Source organism: uncultured Methanobrevibacter sp., from assembly GCF_902769175.1.
Classification (GTDB): Archaea; Methanobacteriota; Methanobacteria; order Methanobacteriales; family Methanobacteriaceae; genus Methanobrevibacter.
Map to the genome: position 1 here is coordinate 147,528 of NZ_CACXNW010000003.1, position 16,861 is coordinate 164,388.

Below are 16,861 nucleotides of genomic sequence, written 5' to 3' on the forward strand. Positions count from 1 at the left end.
TATCTATAAAATATTTGTAAAATAATTAAATTTATATTCTAAAAAATACATTATTAAATTAGATATTAAAATTAAATAGGTAAACTAAAAGTTTACGCAATTTAAAAATTAGTTTAAATAATTATTTTAAATAATTTAAAACCTTTTATAATATTTTGAATAATTATTTTCAAATTATCAAATATCTAAATTCATTAAAAAACGTGATTATAATGAAAAAAGCAATAATTGAAACTGAAAAAGGAGATATCGTATTGGAATTATTCCCTAATGAAGCTCCTGGAACTGTAGCAAACTTTGAAAAATTAGCTAACGAAGGATTTTATGATGGATTAACTTTCCACAGAGTAATTCCTGACTTTGTAATTCAAGGTGGATGTCCTAACGGTAATGGTACCGGTGGACCAGGATACACAATCAAATGTGAAACTGAAGGAAACCCTCACAAGCATGGAACTGGAGCATTATCCATGGCTCATGCAGGTAAAGACACTGGTGGAAGCCAATTCTTTATTACCCACAGTCCTCAACATCATTTAGATGGTGTTCACACCGTATTTGGACAAGTTATCGAAGGCCAAGACGTTGTAAATGCTATCCGTCAAGGGGACAAAATGATAAAAGTAACCGTACAAGGTTAGATTTAAAATTAAAGCAGTTTTTAACTGCTCTTTATTCTTTTTTTAAAAATTTTATAATACTTGTTTAAAATAAACTCTTTTTTAAAATTCTTCTTTAAAAATTTTAATACTTGATTAAAATATCATTTAAACTGATTAAATACCTCATTTTAATCATTAATTCATTTCTTTTAAATAATCAATCCCTTTCAACAATTAAAACATCGATCTCATCACCAAATGTCTTATTGATTTTAGAACGAATCTTTTTATTCACTCCAATAACATAGCAAATATTGCCTTGGTTATCCTTTACACCCATATTAACAATACTGCCATCATATGGTTCTCCATCAAATCTTGCATGGACCTTTACTCTTCCCTTATTGAATTCCTCTCTAATATCATATGGAAAAATAATGTATGTCGCATCCATATCTGGATTTTTAATTAGCTCCGCTTTAAACTTATACTCTTTTTTTAAAGTCATTTTATCACAAATAAAGAATTATAGAAAATTGGAAAGAAAAAAAATAAAAAAATGAAATTATTATAAAAGAAAAATTAATTAAAATAAAAATTAAAAAAAATAAAATAAAATCAACTTAAAAACTAAAATTAATAGCCTTCTTCATCAGCTAAATCCAAATCATCAGGATTTCTAATCATATAACCGCATTCATGACATTTATATGTGTTATAATTGATTTCCTCAATAGCTTCTGAACCGCATCTTGGACATCTAGGCATATTTCCCCCTCCTTTTATATGAATAATAATCTTATATCTATAGTAATTTATAAAATTTTCTAAATAATTTAAAGAATCTAAATCAATTTGCCGTAATCATCCCAATTGCCATACATTTTTCCTTCCTTTGTATTTTTCAAAAAGGTGTCTAATCTCTTTTTATAAAGTTTCTTATCCTTTTTGTCCTTTTGAATATTGGCAATTTTCATTCTTTGATAAAGTGGAGGGAAACTATTGTAGTTCTCCCAAGTTTCTTCATCTTTTTTCAACCTATTTAAAATAGCTCTCCCTACTTTAAATTCCTTATCAAAATCATCTGGAAGGGCATTAAATCCTGATTCTGTCATTAAATCATGCTCAATCAGCCATCTGGCACGTTCCCTATTTAACTGAGACCAATTGCTCCTTTTTCTTCTTGGAGAGAATCTCTGCATTCTAACTCCATCGATAAGATCATAATAAGAGTCAATCCATCCAAAGGACAATGCTTCATAAACAGCATCCCTATATGAGAAAATGCCTTCTTCCGGCTTTCCTCTCTTGCATACAATCCAGCATTCCTCTTCAGTAGCATGATTCTTCTCAAGCCACTCTCTAAATTCAGAGGGACTTTTACAATCTAAAATATTTTTAGCTTCCATTAATCATTATTATAATTTGCATACTAATATAAGTTAGTATTGAATTAAAAAAAAAACACTGCATTAGACTTTTATAATAATTATTCCAATAAATAAACCAATACACAATAAAAAAAAAAAAAAAAAAAAACTCTATTTGAATACTGAATTAAGTCAATTAGGAATAAAAGAAAATAACAATTTATATTAATTATATAATAATAAAATAAAAAACAATAATATGAATTAAAAGTATTTTTAAACTTTTTAGCATTCACTTAAAAACTTTTTATGGGGAAACTATGAAACTTAAATTAACTTATTTTTTAGTTATTATAATGGTACTGATTTGTTCACTGTCATGTGTAGCAGCTTCTGATTTAATTGACAGTGGGGCCAACCATAATGAATTGAATTCACAAGACAGCAGTTTAGCGTTAGAAAATGAAAATCAATACGAACTAACAACAAACACTAACAACGAAGAGAAATTAAACGAAAATTCAAATGAGATATCTACAAACAGCCATTCTTCAATTGATTGTGAAAGCACCTTTAATGAAAATGAAAATATTTTAGCTGATGTTGATAATTCAAACACCAAGCAATATGAATCAACAGTAAACAAGATCAACGAAGGCTTATCTGAAGATGAAAATTCCAATAGCTTAGTTTCAAATTCTCTTTCTGCAAGCCAGAATGATTCATTCATCCATGATGATACCTATGGATTTGTTGTCTTCGGTTCAAATGTAATCTCATTGAATATTTATGAAGTCAAAAACGGTGAAATAGTCTTTGAACAGAATTTCAATGAACCTTCTGTCACTGCCAGCTACACTGAAAATGGAAACCTGACTGAACAGGGAATTGAAAAATTGATATCCATTTTAGAAGAATTTGTAAATATTTTAGAATCTAAAAACATTGATGAAAGAGATGTTTTTGCAACAGCCAGTATGAGAAAAATAAATAATCCTGATGAAGTCATAGACAAGGTAAAAGAAAAATTAGGAATTAGCATTGAAATCCTTAGTGGAGAAGAGGAAGCTGCGATTAGTTTTAATGCAATTAAAAATGAATTAAATGTGGAAAAAGGATTATTCATTGATTTAGGCGGAGGAAGCTGTGAAATAAGTGATTTTTGTAATAAAACCATTGATACTTCTGAAAGCATGCCTATAGGTTCTAATTCACTATATAATGACTATGTCAGTGTATTGCATCCTAATGAAACTGAAGCTGAAGATATTAAAGCAAAAGTCATAGAAGAATTGGAAAAACTGAGCATTGGATCAAATTCATTCGAAGATTTGTTTAGTAGTGGTGGAACAATATATACAATCAAACTAATGTTGATTTATCTTAATTGGATAGATGATGAAACCTGGATAGTGGATGCTTCCATCTTAGATGAATTATATGAAGTTCTTAAAAAGGATGAAAAGGAAACCTACCAAAAAATAATAAGCGTTGATAGCAGTAGAATCCACACTCTTGTTCCAGGGCTTATATGCACAATGACAATACTAAAGCATTTTAATGTCAAGCATTTGCATTTCTGCAAAAGCAGCTTTGAAGATGGGGTCCTACTTAAAGTCATTGAAAGAGAAAAAAACAAGGAAATCCCACAATTAAATACAAACAAGCCCAATGTTACTGCTGATGAGGATGTTAAAATTTCAATAAGCTTAAATGAAGATGCCCATGGAGAAATAACAATCTTATTGAATAATGCCACTTATAAAACTTCAGTGAATAATGGAATTGCATCAATTAAAACCCCTTCTTTAAATCCGGGAACTTATACTGCCATTATAAGATACAGTGGTGATGAAAAATACTTAGGATTAAAAAGAAATATTGACATTTATGTAAAATCTGCTAAAATAAGTGCATCTAACATGAATCGAGGTTGGAACAGCAGTTACGATTACCAAGTAAAATTAATAGACAACTTTGGAAATCCTATAAAAAATAAGTTGATTACATTTACTGTTGGGAAAAAGCAATATTATTCAATGACCGATAAGAACGGACTGGCAAAATTCAAGGCAACATTGAATGTAGGAAAATATAATGTGACCATAAGCTCTGCATTGCTAAATCAAAAGGTGGTTAAGACTTTAAAAATCATAAAACATGTTCAAAACAATAAGAATTTAAAAGTCTACTACAACAGCAATAAGAAATATAAAATAAAAATCATTGGAGATAATGGCCTGGCAGAAACTAAAGGAAAGGCCGTGAAAGTGATTATTAACAACAGGAAATATACTTACAAAACAGCCAGCAAAGGATTTATTACAATTGTATTAAATAAGAACATTTTAGTAGGTAAGCATAAAATCAAAGTCCAATACAAAGGATTTAATGTGCAAAATACCCTAATCGTTAAGCAAATTTTAAAAAGCAAAGGAATTTCCGTTAAAAAAACTGCTAAAAGATTTGTTTTGAAAGCCACTTTAAAAAATGGAAATAAAGCAATTAGAAATAAGAGAATAAGTTTTAGATTTAATGGAAAAACATTTTACGCAAAAACAAATTCAAAGGGACTTGCAAAGGTTTCCGTCAATAAAAAGTATTTCAAAAAACTTAAAAGAGGGAAAACTTATGCTGCAAAAATAACTTACCTTAAGGATTCAATAAAAACAAGCATAAAAATAAAATAAACAAAGACTTAACTTAAGGATTCAATAAAAACAAGCATAAAAATAAAATAAATGAACATATTTTCATTTATTTTTTTTCTTTTTTAAAAAAAACCCTTTTCCTAATTTTTCTTTTTTATAAAAACAATTTTTCTCTGATTTTTTCTTTTTTAAAAGCGCTTTTTCTAGTTAATTTAAGGAAATAATACACATTTTGAAAAAAATAAATACTAAATAAATAGCCAAAAACAAAATGTTAGTTCATATATTACAATTACATTATTATAAAAATCTTAAAATTATATCTTATAATATATCTTAAATATAATTAAAAATATCTTATAAAATAATTAAAAATATCTTAAAAAATAATTAAAAATATCTTAAAAAATAATTAAAAATATCTTAAAAAATAATTAAAAATATCTTAAAATATCTTATATAAATTTTATATAATGATTGGGGGAAAACGATGAAAATAAAATCTAATATTTTTTTATTTTTAATTATTGTTTGCATTCTCTTAAGTATTTCAACAGCTTCAGCAAGTCAATTGCAAGCAGATAATGGAGACAATAATTTTCAAGCTTATATGGGAATAGATCAAAATTCTGATTTGAATACTGTTTCTGAATTTTATGAGGATAATTTAAAATCTAATACAGAACCAAATAATCTTAAAAAAGATTTAAAATCCAATTCAGAAATAAATAATCTTAAAGAAGATTCTGGAGATGCCTCAAGGACTTTTACCCAATTTCATGATGATTTAATCAATAGCGAAGGGGAATTTAATTTAAGTCAAGGCGACAATGAGGAATGGGATGAAACATCTTTCACTGCTCTTTCCAAAGACATAAACCAATCAGGAGAAGTGCTTAACCTTACACATGATTATATATTCAATGAAAGCATTGACAATATTACATTATTGGACAAATATAACATGCTAAGTATTCCAATAGAAAAAAGTAAATTTGTATTAAACGGGAACAACCATATAATTGATGGTGCAGGTTTAGGAGCAGAATTAGAGTCTTTAGATTCATCATTAGATATTACCCTTAATGATTTAACCTTTAAAAATTTCAATACAAGAGCTATAATCTTTTCAGGGAAAGTCACATTTAACAATGTGAATTTTACAGACTTCAATAATTCCACTATACATATATTTAGCATAAACCGAGGAAACTTTACAGCAAACAATTGTAATTTCTATTCAAACCAAGTTGAGAGAGTTTTATACGGATTTTATTCAGGAATAAAGTTTAATAATTCAAGATTTTTAGGAAATAGCAATAATACTGGAGCAATTGAAATGAACAGAGGAGAACTGATAATTCACAATTCCTCTTTTGAAAATTTCACAGCAGATATGGGAGCCATGATTAACTACAAGGGAGACCGCTTTGAATTGGTAAATTCAACTTTCATAAATGGATATTCTATAAGCGGAGGAGCAATTATTGCAAAGTACTTCCCTATCCAATCAACTAGCAGTACATTTATTCCAACAGAGCCAATTTTAATCAAGATTGCATATTTGCAAATCTTTCTTGCGATAATGATGGTGGAGCAATACACCTCGACCTTGATTCCGCTTCCAGACATATTCCAAAAATAATGAATATTGAAGAATCCAATTTCACTGACTGCAGTTCAAAGTATGGAGGATCCCTCTCAATTTTAGGGGGAAACCTAAACATCATCAATTCAAATTTCATAAACAGCACTGCAAGCTTTGAAGGAGGTGCAATCTACTCCTTCTGGACTAATCTAACTATTAGCAAATCAAACTTCACAAACAACAATGCAACTAAAAATGCAGGAGCAATATACTTTGACAAAGGCAAATTGACAATCAATGAATCTAATTTCATAGGCAATAAAATCCTTCAGGAATCAGCAAATGCTGCAAACACAATTTATGCTCACGATGTTAGTGTAGAGTTCTCTAATTCTACTTTTAACAATGGAGGAATCTCTGTTTATGCAGATTTTGCAAGCGATTCAAAAATTGAAAATGTAGAGAAAAAAGATGACATATTCCTAATGGACAACCATAACTACATCGTCTCTGTTGAAAACAAGGGTATAAAGCTCAATTTCACAAAAAATGAAATAATAGTTGACACCCTCCCAAGTAAATTTGATGCACGTGATTGGGGATGGACAACCCCTGGAAAAGTACAAGGAGACAATGATGACTGCTGGGCATTTGCAACAATAGCTTCTATTGAAACCAGCCTTCTCAAATCAACTGGAATCGCCTACAACCTATCACAAAACTATGCCCAAAAACTTCAATTGAAATATTATGAAGTCGGTGATTTAAGAAACAGCATGACAGGATTTTCATATAGTGGTTTAGGCTATGCATTAAGTTGGTATGGTGTTTTGCCTATTGATGCACCTTATGATGACCGTGGAATGATTGCAGATACCGATATGGATGTTCCTAGAATACATGTTCAGGATGCAAAGTTCATCTATACTGGAATGAATGATACCATAGACCTATTGAAAAGAGCAATAATGGACTATGGTGCTGTCACTGTCCAATCATGGGCATATAAGCCAAAGGGTGAAATACCAACTGAAGGTGAGGACATAGCCATTATGGACCATAGCACTCATTTCATTTCACTTATAGGTTGGGATGATGATCATTATAATTCCTTTGAAAAAACTTATGGTGCTTGGATAACTAAGGATTCCTTGATGGGTTTCGGATATGATGCCTACACTAATTACCCAAATCCAGACTATTATGCTATTGTGCCTCAAAGGGTTGCTATTGCATATATCTTTGAAAATAACATTGAATATCATGTAAATTATCAGACAGACCTTACAGGATTAGTTGGATTTGATGACAATTACACCATCTATTCCAATGAGTTCACATCAAAATACAGCGAACTTATTGGTGCTGTAGGAACCTACTTCAATGAATCAGGAATCAACTATTCCTTTGATGTATTTGTAAACGGCAAAAAGGTACACACAAAATGGGGTTAGCGAATTTGCAGGATTCAGAACAATAGTCTTGAACAAGTACATTCCAATCCAAAAAGGAGAGAAATTTAAAGTAGTCTTCAAGAGCAATTCCGTCCCTTACCAAGGATGGTCAAGAGTACATTACTTAAATGGAACCTCTTTAGTAAGCAAGGATGGAAATAGCTGGACTGATTTTACTCCTTTAAATAAAACAGTGTGCCTTAAGGTTTACACAGTAGCTGATGACAGCAAAATAATCAACAATAAAAACATTGCTGTTGATTATGCTGGAGGGTCCTATTTCACTGTAAAGGTTGTGACAAATGAAGGCAGAGCTGTTGGTGCGGGTGCATTAGTCAAATTTACAATTGGTGGCAAAACAACAAGCGTGAAAACAGACAACAATGGAATTGCTAAAATAAAGATCAGCCAAGTTCCCGGAAAATACACAATAAAAACAACATACCGTGGAAAAAGCTATAAAAATACTGTAACCGTGAAACAATTCCTAAAAGTAGCTAAATCAAGCGTAAAGAACACTGATAAGAAACTTGTCCTTAAAGCAAGCCTAAAAATCAACGGCAAAGCAGTTAAAGGTAAAGTAATCACATTTAGATTCAGAGGAAAAACCTACAAGGCAAAAACCAATGCAAAGGGAATAGCACAAGTGACAATCAAGCAATCAGTGATCAAAAAGCTTGTTGGAAAATCCTATGCCCTTAAAGCAACTTACCTTAAGGACAGCGTCAAAACAAAAGTAACTGTGAAACAAGTCCTTAAAGCGAATAAGCCAACAATCAAAAAGTCTGCTAAGAAGTTTAGCCTTAAGGCAAGCCTTAAGATCAATGGCAAGGTTGCAAAAAAGAAACTTATAAAATTCACCTTTAGAGGAAAAACCTACATGGCAAGAACCAATTATAAGGGAATAGCAACTGTAACTATAAAAAGAGCAGTGATTAAAAAGCTTAAACAAGGAAAAACATATGCAGTTAAAGTGGCTTATGGAAAAGACTATCTTAAAACAACTGTAAAAGTAAAACCTTAGAGAATTTTTTTCCTAAGATTTTAATTTTTTAAATTTGAAAATTATAAAATAATTATTGTTATATGTAAAATTAAAACATAACTGGAAAATAAACTTAAAAATAAAAATTATATGAAATCAATTTATTTTAAAAAAATGAAGGATAATATGAGCTCAAATGAACAATTTTCAGATAAAAAAATCAATACAGGCAGACAAAAAGAATTAGATCTTGCAAAGTCATTGCCAATAATATTCATGGTTTTCGTTCATGTATTATGGGTGATTCAATGCTTTGACAATATCCTTAGCCCTGGATATGTCCTTATAGCCTCAAACATTTTAGGAAGACCATGAGCTGCACCTGTTTTCATGTTCTGTATGGGTGCTGGAATGATTTATTCAAGGCATGGCCGATGGGACCAAATGATAAAAAGGGGAGTGACCCTATTCCTTTCAGGTATCTTGGTAAATGTTTTTGAATTCTTTGTGCCATATTATCTTTATGGGTATCTGTTTAACGATTGGAGCCTTTTTACAATAGCTGATGGTTTATTGCTATTTTGCGTAGACATTTTAGCATTTGCAGGATTGACCTTTATCCTGATTGGAATCTACAAGAAACATGATATTTCAAATATAGCTGTTCTCATCTTTACAATTGGAATGTCAATTATAGGAACCCTTTTAAGATACACTGACTTTGGAGTCCCCGTACTGAATCTATTCTTCGGTTACTTCATAGGAACTAAAGGAGGATTTACAGCATTCCCATTATTCAATTGGTTTATTATTCCTGTTGCAGGAGATGTTTGGGGATACTACTTCATTAGAGCAAAGGATAAAGGACACTTCTTAAGATATTGGCCAATCTGTCTCATAATCGCTTTTATTTACTTTTTTGCATCAACCCAAATAGAAAACGGATTCCTTACAGACATTCACCAATATTACTTCATGACAACCATAGATGTATTTTTCTGCTCGCTCTATGCACATGGAAGCATTGGCCTTTGTCACTACTTAAGCAAGTTCTTACCAGAGAGCATCATTAATGTCTCTGCAATTTTAAGCAGCAATATCAACAACATTTACATTATACAATGGCTATTTGTAAATGTGATAATCATACTCTTGGTCTATATATTCAAAGGCATAGTATTTACAGACTGGATGGCAATAATAATTTCAATATTTATTTTAGTCATATCGACATTATACGCCTTGCATTATAGAAAAATTAGAGAGAAAACTGCTAAAGCTAAAAAAGACTAAAAAATAGTAGATTTAGTAAAAAAAACACAAATGAACAATGATTTAATTAGTAGATTTGGTAAAAAAACACAAAAATGAATAATGATTTAATTAAATAGATGAGTTTTTCTCATCTATCATACTTTTTTTAATAGATGATTCTTCCCACACACTTACCTCTTTTTTAAAAAACAAAATTCAGTTATGGAACTTATTTAAATATTATTGCATGTAAATACTGCTTGCATTAAACAAAGGATTTACATATTCTAAACGTTGAAAAATCAAAAATAATTAAATATTTAAAAAAATAAACTGAATATAGAGGTGATATAATTAATATTTTAATTGACCCATTATTATTCTTACAATTTTTAAGAGAAATCACAGGAGGAGTTTTTGACTCTTTTTTCATGTTTTGTACTAATTTCGGAGAAACTTCAGTAGCTATTGTCCTAATTGCTGCGATATACTGGTGCTTAGATAAGAAATTAGGAGAATACCTATATATAACCCAAGGATGGGCAGATTTAGTGAACGGGCTAGCAAAGGTTATTGCCTGCATATATCGTCCATGGGTGCTTGACCCTAAGGTTCATCCTTTAAAAGAGATAATGGTAGGAGCTACTGGCTATTCATTTCCAAGCGGACATGTTACCACTGCTACAACATATCTTGGAGGAACAATATTAAGAGGCGGATTAAAGAAACCTTTAAAAATAGTTTTAGCCATCTTTTTAGCACTTATCTTGTTTAGCCGAAATTATGTAGGAGTTCATTCAGTCCTGGATGTAATATTTGGTTTCCTTTTTACATTATGTGTATTGCTGATCATTTCAAAATTATTTGACAAGCTTGATGAAAATCCTAATTTAGACATAGTTATTGGAGCAGTTGGGATAATTGCTGCAATTTTAATAGTAATTTATGCATTAACCAAATCCTATCCAATGGATTACGATGCTGCAGGCAAATTACTAGTCGACCCTGCAATCTTGACTTTAGATACTTTTAGAAATGCAGGAGCTGCTATAGCAATATTCTTATCTTGGCCAATTGAAAGGAGATTCATTAAGTTTTCAATTGATGGAGACACTGAAACTAAAATCCTAAGATTCTTATGCGGTTTTATTGGTTTAGAATTTGTTATAAATGTGATTGCACCAGCACTTGGAGAAAATCCTTTAGGAGCATTTTTCCAATACTTTTCAATAATGCTATTCATTATGCTGATTTATCCTGCAATCATCAAATATTTCCAAAATAGATCAAAAGCAGAATAAGGATTTTTATAAAAATAGCTAAAAATCTCAAAAAAAAACTAAACAACTCCAAAAAATAGATAAAATCTTAAAAAAAACTAATAGATGTAGCTCTAAAAAAAGCTAAAAATCTTAAAAAAGTGAAAATAAGAATTAAAAAGAGTTTTTGATAAAAAAGTTTTTATTTTCACTCTTTTTTTAATTATTTGAAAACCCTAATCCTATTAATTAAAACAACTATTTTTATTGTTAAGACAATTTATCCCAATTAGGATTAGTAGGTTTCAAACGAGTCAATATCAAACAGGTTACAAAGATTATCACTGCTACAACAAGAGTGATAGTTAATCTTTCCATTGAATAATCCTTTATGATTCCTATCATTCCACCAACCCAAACAATGGAAATGCCTATTGGAAGAAGATATTTTACAATGAATAACCATCCTTTTCCAAGCTTGAATGATTTTGTTCTTGAATTTAGTACATCAAGGAGGTTTTCAGCCTTATACATCCAAGCAAAGAGTATGCATTCAAGTATTAAACAGAACAATATTGCAATTTGATTGACATAGGTGTCAACATACTCCAATAGTGTGCTGCCGAAGGAAGTTGCATAAACTAAAGATATTAACCCTCCGATAATGCATAAAACGGTTACAGAGTATTTACGAGATACATTGAACTTATTTTGAACTGAAAATGCAATTGGTTCAATCATAGTCAAAATACTGGTAAGGCCTGCAATGAAAATGGTCAAGAAGAACAATGGTCCTATAATATAAGATAATTGACCTAAAATATTGAATATCGCAGGATAAATTATGAATATCAATCCAGTTCCTTGGCTAACAAGGTCTCCAACAGGTGTTGCTGTTTGCAAAGACATGTACCCTAAAATTGAAAATACAGCTATAGCAGAAATATTTTCAAATAGGGAATTAGCTAAAGCGATTATTATTGTATTGGAAATTATATCAGTATCCTCATTAAGATATCCTGCAAAGGTTATTGTACCGCTTAAACCAATGTTTAAAGAGAAAATGATTTGGCCAAATGCCATCATCCATATGTTAGGATCAGATAAAAGGGACCAGTTAGGCCTGTATAATTCAGCAAGACCAATGGAAGCTCCAGGAAGTGTAACTGAAAATATGATCATAAAAATCATTATGATAAATAACATTGGAACCAAAATCTTAGATACCTTTCCTAAACCACTTTCCAAATCCCTATGGGATATGTACCAAACAAGAATCCAAACAATGATAATGGCTAAACCAATTAGGGGAACGAAATTTAAGATTCCGGAAACGCTTGTAGATGAATGGGTAAGAGTAGTTGTAAAGAAAGCATTAGGATCTGCTCCCCAACCTTTAAACATGCTTAAAAAGATATAAATTCCATCTATGCTTAAAAGGCTTGAATAGTAAATCATCACTGTCAGCAATGAAACAGGAACAAACCATCCTAAAAATTGCCACTTTGGATTAATCTGTGTGATGGTTTTTGCAAATGAGGACTTGAATTTAAATCCTATTCCATATTCCAGGAACAAAATAGGTATTCCCATTAAAAGAATAGCTATAATATAAGGAATGAAGAATGCTCCACCTCCACTTGAATAAAGCACATATGGATATCTCCAAATATTTCCTAATCCTACTGCAGAACCAATCATTGCAAGTATAAATGATAATGTGCTACCCCACTGATTTTCTCTCGACATAATCTCCCATCCTAGTTAATAAAGTTAATTTTATTTTTAGGATAATATAAATATTTTCATAAAATTTTGTGTTTGTTAAAAATAGAACAATCATTATATGATTTTAAACTTTTTAACCTTCATAATCCTATTTTCGTTTAATTTTTTTCTCTCGACATATTAGAGATTTTTTAAAATTCCTATTGATGGGCATGTATATTTCATTGATTAAAATCTTGGAAAAGATAGAAAAAATCAGGATTCTGAAGAAATTGACACTTCAAACTAAAAAAAGATACTGAAAAAAACAGAATTCTACAGAAATTGACACTTCAACCGAAAAATATGATTTAAGCCAAAGTTTTTTAAAAACTAAAAAAATAAATTTAAAAAGGGTAAAAGCCTAAATAATAATATATATTTAAATTTATTAAATATTGAAATTAAAATTAAAAAAATAATGGTGATAAAATGGAATATGAAATACGCGGTGGAGCTTTTCCTATTGTAATATGTACATTACAAGAAGGAGAAACCATGAAAAATGAAACTGGCGCAATGTCCTTTATGACTCCTGGAATGAAAATGGAAACCAATACTGGAGGAGGCCTTTAAAAAGGGATTGGAAGAGCATTATCTGGAGATACATTATTCTTAAACTTCTTTACAGCAGAACATGGACAACAACAAATAGGATATTCTGCACATAGCCCTGGAAAAATTATTCCTTTCAAATTAGATGGAACCAATACAATAATTGGTCAGAAAAATGCATTCTTAGCTGCAGAAGACTCAGTTAATATTGACATATACTTTAAAAACAAGCTTGGAACAGGAATTTTTGGTGGAGAAGGATTTATTCTTCAAAAATTCTCTGGAGAAGGAATAGTCTTTATCGAAATTGACGGTGAAGTAATTGAACAGGAACTACAAGCAGGAGAAACCTTATTATTAGATCCTGGACACCTTGCAGCTATGGAAGAAACCGTTGGATATGAAATTGAAAGAGTAAAAGGAGCTAAAAACATATTATTCGGTGAAGGACTGTTCTTTGCAAGAATTACTGGACCTGGAAAAGTTTGGATTCAAACCATGCCAATCAGTAAATTAGCTGAAGCATTAATCCCAATGCTCCCTACTAACAATGGCGGCGGATTTGAATTTTAAAAAAGTTATAATCAATAATTAACTTTTTTACTTTTTTACTTTTTTTTACTATATTTGAATTAAATTCTTCACTATTTTTATTATTTTTTATAATCAAGCTTTTTTACTCTTACTATTAAAAAATAAACTGTTTTTACAATTTAAATCATATAATTAATAAAATAAGATAAATAAAAACTAAAAAAATGAAAATAAACTTTTTTTAATCATTAATTAATTTAAAGAATATGAAAGAAAAAAGAAAATCCAACTTAATTTACAAATTAAACCATATAATTAATAAAAAAAAGAAAATTAAAGATAGAAAAAAGGAAAAATAGAAAATCAAACTAAATGATGATTAATTAAGATTAATTAAAACATATTCACATTTTTCTTGATTTCTATATGGCCATCCCCAACCGGTTAAACCAGGGGATACAACAATTTTCATATCTTCAAGTTCATATTCACCATAAGTTGCCACACCTAATAATTGTTGGAATTGCTCATATGGGAAAACCTGTCCTCCATGAGTATGACATGAAACCATTAAATCTGCACCTTGCATACAATTTACATCAGCATCAGTAGGTTGATGATCTGCAACAAGAATATATTTTGATAACTCCCCTTTAGTAATAATTTGATTGAGATCTTTCCTTGGAGCATTATCATACCATCCTGCATCAGCTCTTCCAACCAATACAATATCATCATTTATTGTTACTTTCTGATCCTCTAAAATCTTTATACCACTGCTTTTTATAGCATGGTCCAATTCCGCATCAGTGTAAGTTCTATGTCCGTTTTCATAATCAGTTTTATATGGCTGCCTATCATGATTTCCATAAATATAATATGTTCCATAAGTTGAATTGATTGTTCCAAATTCCTTGAATACCTCTTTCATGCTTTCCTTAGGTGTTCTATCATCACAGATATCCCCACCTAAAATAACCATATCCGGCTTTAAATCATTAATTTTGGAAATGCTTTCCCTAACCAAATCGGGATTCTGTACAGTGTTGTAATGAACATCACTGACAAATACAATGGAATAATGGTTGTCAAACTTATCAGTTGTAAAATTATATTCAGTTAAATCGATATGATTCATTCCGTAAATACCATGAATCATAATGATGGCAAAGATGGCAAATGCCAAAATTCCCTTTTTATGAATTTTAGGAAGACCTTTGAGGTATTTGTCTTTAAGCACATACTTCCATATCAATCTAATTATGTCTGCAGCAACCGATGCCAGGAATAAATATAATGTCAGTACCGCAGCATTTGACCAGACATTTAAACAAAATAGAAATGCCAAAATTGCAATTGCTGCACTTATAATAAGTCTTTTATTCTTTGAGAATTTAGAATCATTCAGAGCATATCTTATTCTAAAGAATGCATATGTTCCAATTATAATTCCAAATATGATTCCTATTATTAAATATTCTTGAAAATAACCTAATGTAAAAAAGTGAATTGGATTCATAATTAAAGATTTGATAAATATTGCTTTTATATTTTTTTAAAAGTCCATCTTAAAGCAAACAATTAAACCAAAAGAACAAAAACCCAAAACAAAACAAAGCAAAAAAAATTAACCTAAAAGAACAAAGACTCCAAATAAAATCAATAGCAAAATCACATTTAAAACTGTAAATACAATCAAATATCTGATTTTAAACTCATAATGCGCTCTAACTATGATTTTATATGAAATAAGATTTGCCATAGATGCTATAAGAGTTCCAAACCCTCCAATATTGATTCCAACAATAATCGTTTCATAATTAGTGCTGAAGCCACTAAGCAAAATTGCAGCAGGAACATTTGAAATGATTTGAGATGATATTATGCCAAAAATAACCTCATTGCCAATGATCCATTTTTTAAACAATAAATTAAAGAAAGGAATGTTCTCTAAATTGCCAATCAAAATAAAGAGTGCAATGAAAGTTAAAAGAAGGAAATAATCCACCCCTAAAAACACTCTTTTAAAGAAATCTTTCCTATCAACCTCAATTTTGCTCAATTTAGGCAAATTGACATCATCACTTGGAATAAAGAATGAGATTCCAATCAAAAATGCCACTGATACAAGTATATAAGGCAAGAGCAGCAGGAAAAATGATGCAAATGGAATATGTGAAACAGTAAACATGACAATGTTATGTGGAGCTCCAATAAGAAGAACCATACATCCGACATTTGCTGCAATTGTTTGAAGGCTGACAGTCAAGACAATCAAGTCAGTCCTATCCACTTTGACTAATGCCAATATGCTGAAAGGGACAAAAATAATCAAGGAAACATCATTTGTAATGAATATAGAACTGAAAAAGCAAGTGAAAACTAAAAATAAAACAAGATTTCGAGTATTCTTAACCTTAACCAATAGTTTACGAACCATTATCTCAAAAACAGACAGATTCTTTAAAATCTCTACAATAATCATAATGACAAAAAGAAGGAGAATTGTTTCCCAATTGATATAATCCAAATAAGCAATGCTTGGCTTGATGAAAAAACAGGATACAATAGCCAATATTAGAGATATGGAAAAAATTATTTCTTTCTTAAAAAAGTTAAAAATTCCGTCTGTTAAGCTGTCCATAATATTAATTTAGCAAATGTCTTATAATAACTTATTTAAAAAAATAATTTTTTGGTTAAATTCTTAAAAAAAAACTATTTATCCTGATTTAAAAAAAGGAAAAATTGAGAGGGTGTCACAAATTTAAAAAAAAAAAAAATCAAATCCATGACCCCAAATTTTTTTTAATTTTTTCCAAAATCCCAAAAAAAAAAATCT

The 16,861-nt window shown here is 30.0% G+C and carries 15 protein-coding genes and 1 pseudogene; 10 read left to right on the forward strand and 6 right to left on the reverse strand.

The genetic code is table 11. The features are described from left to right. Window positions 1-212: 212 nt before the first annotated feature. Window positions 213-641: a peptidylprolyl isomerase gene (locus tag QZV12_RS01855; protein ID WP_295616294.1), complete on the forward strand. Its 429-nt coding sequence runs from the start codon at window positions 213-215 to the stop codon at window positions 639-641. A gap of 178 nt (window positions 642-819) precedes the next feature. On the opposite strand, the gene QZV12_RS01860 is transcribed toward QZV12_RS01855, so the two are convergent. The 3 genes from QZV12_RS01860 to QZV12_RS01870 all read right to left on the reverse strand — a co-directional run bounded on the left by QZV12_RS01860 (window position 820) and on the right by QZV12_RS01870 (window position 2,011). Continuing rightward, window positions 820-1,110 (reverse strand): DUF1905 domain-containing protein, encoded by a 291-nt coding sequence (locus QZV12_RS01860; RefSeq protein WP_295616297.1) that lies wholly within the window; start codon window positions 1,108-1,110, stop codon window positions 820-822. A gap of 128 nt (window positions 1,111-1,238) precedes the next feature. Then, on the reverse strand, window positions 1,239-1,370 hold the full coding sequence (locus QZV12_RS01865) for a hypothetical protein (RefSeq protein ID WP_295616300.1): 132 nt from the start codon (window positions 1,368-1,370) through the stop codon (window positions 1,239-1,241). 77 nt (window positions 1,371-1,447) lie between these two features. Continuing rightward, a complete protein-coding gene (locus tag QZV12_RS01870; protein WP_295616303.1) occupies window positions 1,448-2,011 on the reverse strand; it encodes a YdeI family protein in 564 nt (187 codons plus the stop codon). A 281-nt stretch (window positions 2,012-2,292) separates the two neighbouring features. Here QZV12_RS01870 and QZV12_RS01875 point away from each other — a divergent pair, with 281 nt between their 5' ends. From QZV12_RS01875 to QZV12_RS01905, 7 genes are all read left to right on the forward strand, one after another. Beyond that, window positions 2,293-4,662, forward strand: a complete 2,370-nt coding sequence (locus QZV12_RS01875; protein ID WP_295616306.1) for an Ig-like domain repeat protein — start codon at window positions 2,293-2,295, stop codon at window positions 4,660-4,662. Between the two features lie 451 nt (window positions 4,663-5,113). Then, on the forward strand, window positions 5,114-6,268 hold the full coding sequence (locus QZV12_RS01880; RefSeq protein ID WP_295616309.1) for a hypothetical protein: 1,155 nt from the start codon (window positions 5,114-5,116) through the stop codon (window positions 6,266-6,268). Continuing rightward, a complete protein-coding gene (locus QZV12_RS01885) occupies window positions 6,268-7,665 on the forward strand; it encodes a C1 family peptidase (RefSeq protein WP_295616313.1) in 1,398 nt (465 codons plus the stop codon). The genes QZV12_RS01880 and QZV12_RS01885 overlap by 1 nt, the downstream gene beginning before the upstream one ends. 28 nt (window positions 7,666-7,693) lie before the next feature. Further along, window positions 7,694-8,689 (forward strand): hypothetical protein, encoded by a 996-nt coding sequence (locus QZV12_RS01890; RefSeq protein WP_295616316.1) that lies wholly within the window; start codon window positions 7,694-7,696, stop codon window positions 8,687-8,689. Between the two features lie 147 nt (window positions 8,690-8,836). Beyond that, on the forward strand, window positions 8,837-9,025 hold the full coding sequence (locus tag QZV12_RS01895) for a hypothetical protein (protein ID WP_295616319.1): 189 nt from the start codon (window positions 8,837-8,839) through the stop codon (window positions 9,023-9,025). A gap of 15 nt (window positions 9,026-9,040) precedes the next feature. Beyond that, a complete protein-coding gene (locus QZV12_RS01900; RefSeq protein ID WP_295616321.1) occupies window positions 9,041-9,943 on the forward strand; it encodes a hypothetical protein in 903 nt (300 codons plus the stop codon). Between the two features lie 392 nt (window positions 9,944-10,335). Beyond that, window positions 10,336-11,205, forward strand: coding sequence for a phosphatase PAP2 family protein (locus tag QZV12_RS01905; RefSeq protein ID WP_295616324.1), 870 nt, complete (start codon window positions 10,336-10,338; stop codon window positions 11,203-11,205). Window positions 11,206-11,433: 228 nt separating this feature from the next. Here QZV12_RS01905 and QZV12_RS01910 read toward each other — a convergent pair whose 3' ends face one another. Further along, the gene (locus QZV12_RS01910) at window positions 11,434-12,912 is read right to left on the reverse strand and encodes a sodium-dependent transporter (protein WP_295616327.1); all 1,479 of its coding nucleotides are present in this window, start codon (window positions 12,910-12,912) and stop codon (window positions 11,434-11,436) included. A 516-nt stretch (window positions 12,913-13,428) separates the two neighbouring features. On the opposite strand from QZV12_RS01910, the pseudogene QZV12_RS01915 reads away from it, so the two are divergent. Further along, window positions 13,429-14,058: pseudogene (locus tag QZV12_RS01915) on the forward strand (TIGR00266 family protein). Window positions 14,059-14,398: 340 nt separating this feature from the next. Here the strand turns inward: QZV12_RS01915 and QZV12_RS01920 are convergent. Continuing rightward, the gene (locus tag QZV12_RS01920) at window positions 14,399-15,259 is read right to left on the reverse strand and encodes a metallophosphoesterase (RefSeq protein WP_295616330.1); all 861 of its coding nucleotides are present in this window, start codon (window positions 15,257-15,259) and stop codon (window positions 14,399-14,401) included. Here QZV12_RS01920 and QZV12_RS01925 point away from each other — a divergent pair. Next, window positions 15,246-15,503, forward strand: coding sequence for a hypothetical protein (locus tag QZV12_RS01925; protein WP_295616333.1), 258 nt, complete (start codon window positions 15,246-15,248; stop codon window positions 15,501-15,503). The genes QZV12_RS01920 and QZV12_RS01925 overlap by 14 nt on opposite strands. Before the next feature lie 143 nt (window positions 15,504-15,646). Here the strand turns inward: QZV12_RS01925 and QZV12_RS01930 are convergent, their stop codons facing one another. After that, on the reverse strand, window positions 15,647-16,594 hold the full coding sequence (locus QZV12_RS01930) for an SLC13 family permease (RefSeq protein ID WP_295616336.1): 948 nt from the start codon (window positions 16,592-16,594) through the stop codon (window positions 15,647-15,649). Between the last annotated feature and the right edge of the window lie 267 nt (window positions 16,595-16,861).

Excerpts from the sequence above, each read along its gene's own strand:
- QZV12_RS01855 (WP_295616294.1), top strand. The coding sequence starts at position 213 with ATGAAAAAAGCAATAATTGAAACTGAAAAAGGAGATATCGTATTGGAA.
- QZV12_RS01860 (WP_295616297.1), bottom strand. The coding sequence starts at position 1,110 with ATGACTTTAAAAAAAGAGTATAAGTTTAAAGCGGAGCTAATTAAAAAT.
- QZV12_RS01865 (WP_295616300.1), bottom strand. The coding sequence starts at position 1,370 with ATGCCTAGATGTCCAAGATGCGGTTCAGAAGCTATTGAGGAAATCAAT.
- QZV12_RS01870 (WP_295616303.1), bottom strand. The coding sequence starts at position 2,011 with ATGGAAGCTAAAAATATTTTAGATTGTAAAAGTCCCTCTGAATTTAGA.
- QZV12_RS01875 (WP_295616306.1), top strand. The coding sequence starts at position 2,293 with ATGAAACTTAAATTAACTTATTTTTTAGTTATTATAATGGTACTGATT.
- QZV12_RS01880 (WP_295616309.1), top strand. The coding sequence starts at position 5,114 with ATGAAAATAAAATCTAATATTTTTTTATTTTTAATTATTGTTTGCATT.
- QZV12_RS01885 (WP_295616313.1), top strand. The coding sequence starts at position 6,268 with ATGAATATTGAAGAATCCAATTTCACTGACTGCAGTTCAAAGTATGGA.
- QZV12_RS01895 (WP_295616319.1), top strand. The coding sequence starts at position 8,837 with ATGAGCTCAAATGAACAATTTTCAGATAAAAAAATCAATACAGGCAGA.
- QZV12_RS01900 (WP_295616321.1), top strand. The coding sequence starts at position 9,041 with ATGTTCTGTATGGGTGCTGGAATGATTTATTCAAGGCATGGCCGATGG.
- QZV12_RS01905 (WP_295616324.1), top strand. The coding sequence starts at position 10,336 with ATGTTTTGTACTAATTTCGGAGAAACTTCAGTAGCTATTGTCCTAATT.
- QZV12_RS01910 (WP_295616327.1), bottom strand. The coding sequence starts at position 12,912 with ATGTCGAGAGAAAATCAGTGGGGTAGCACATTATCATTTATACTTGCA.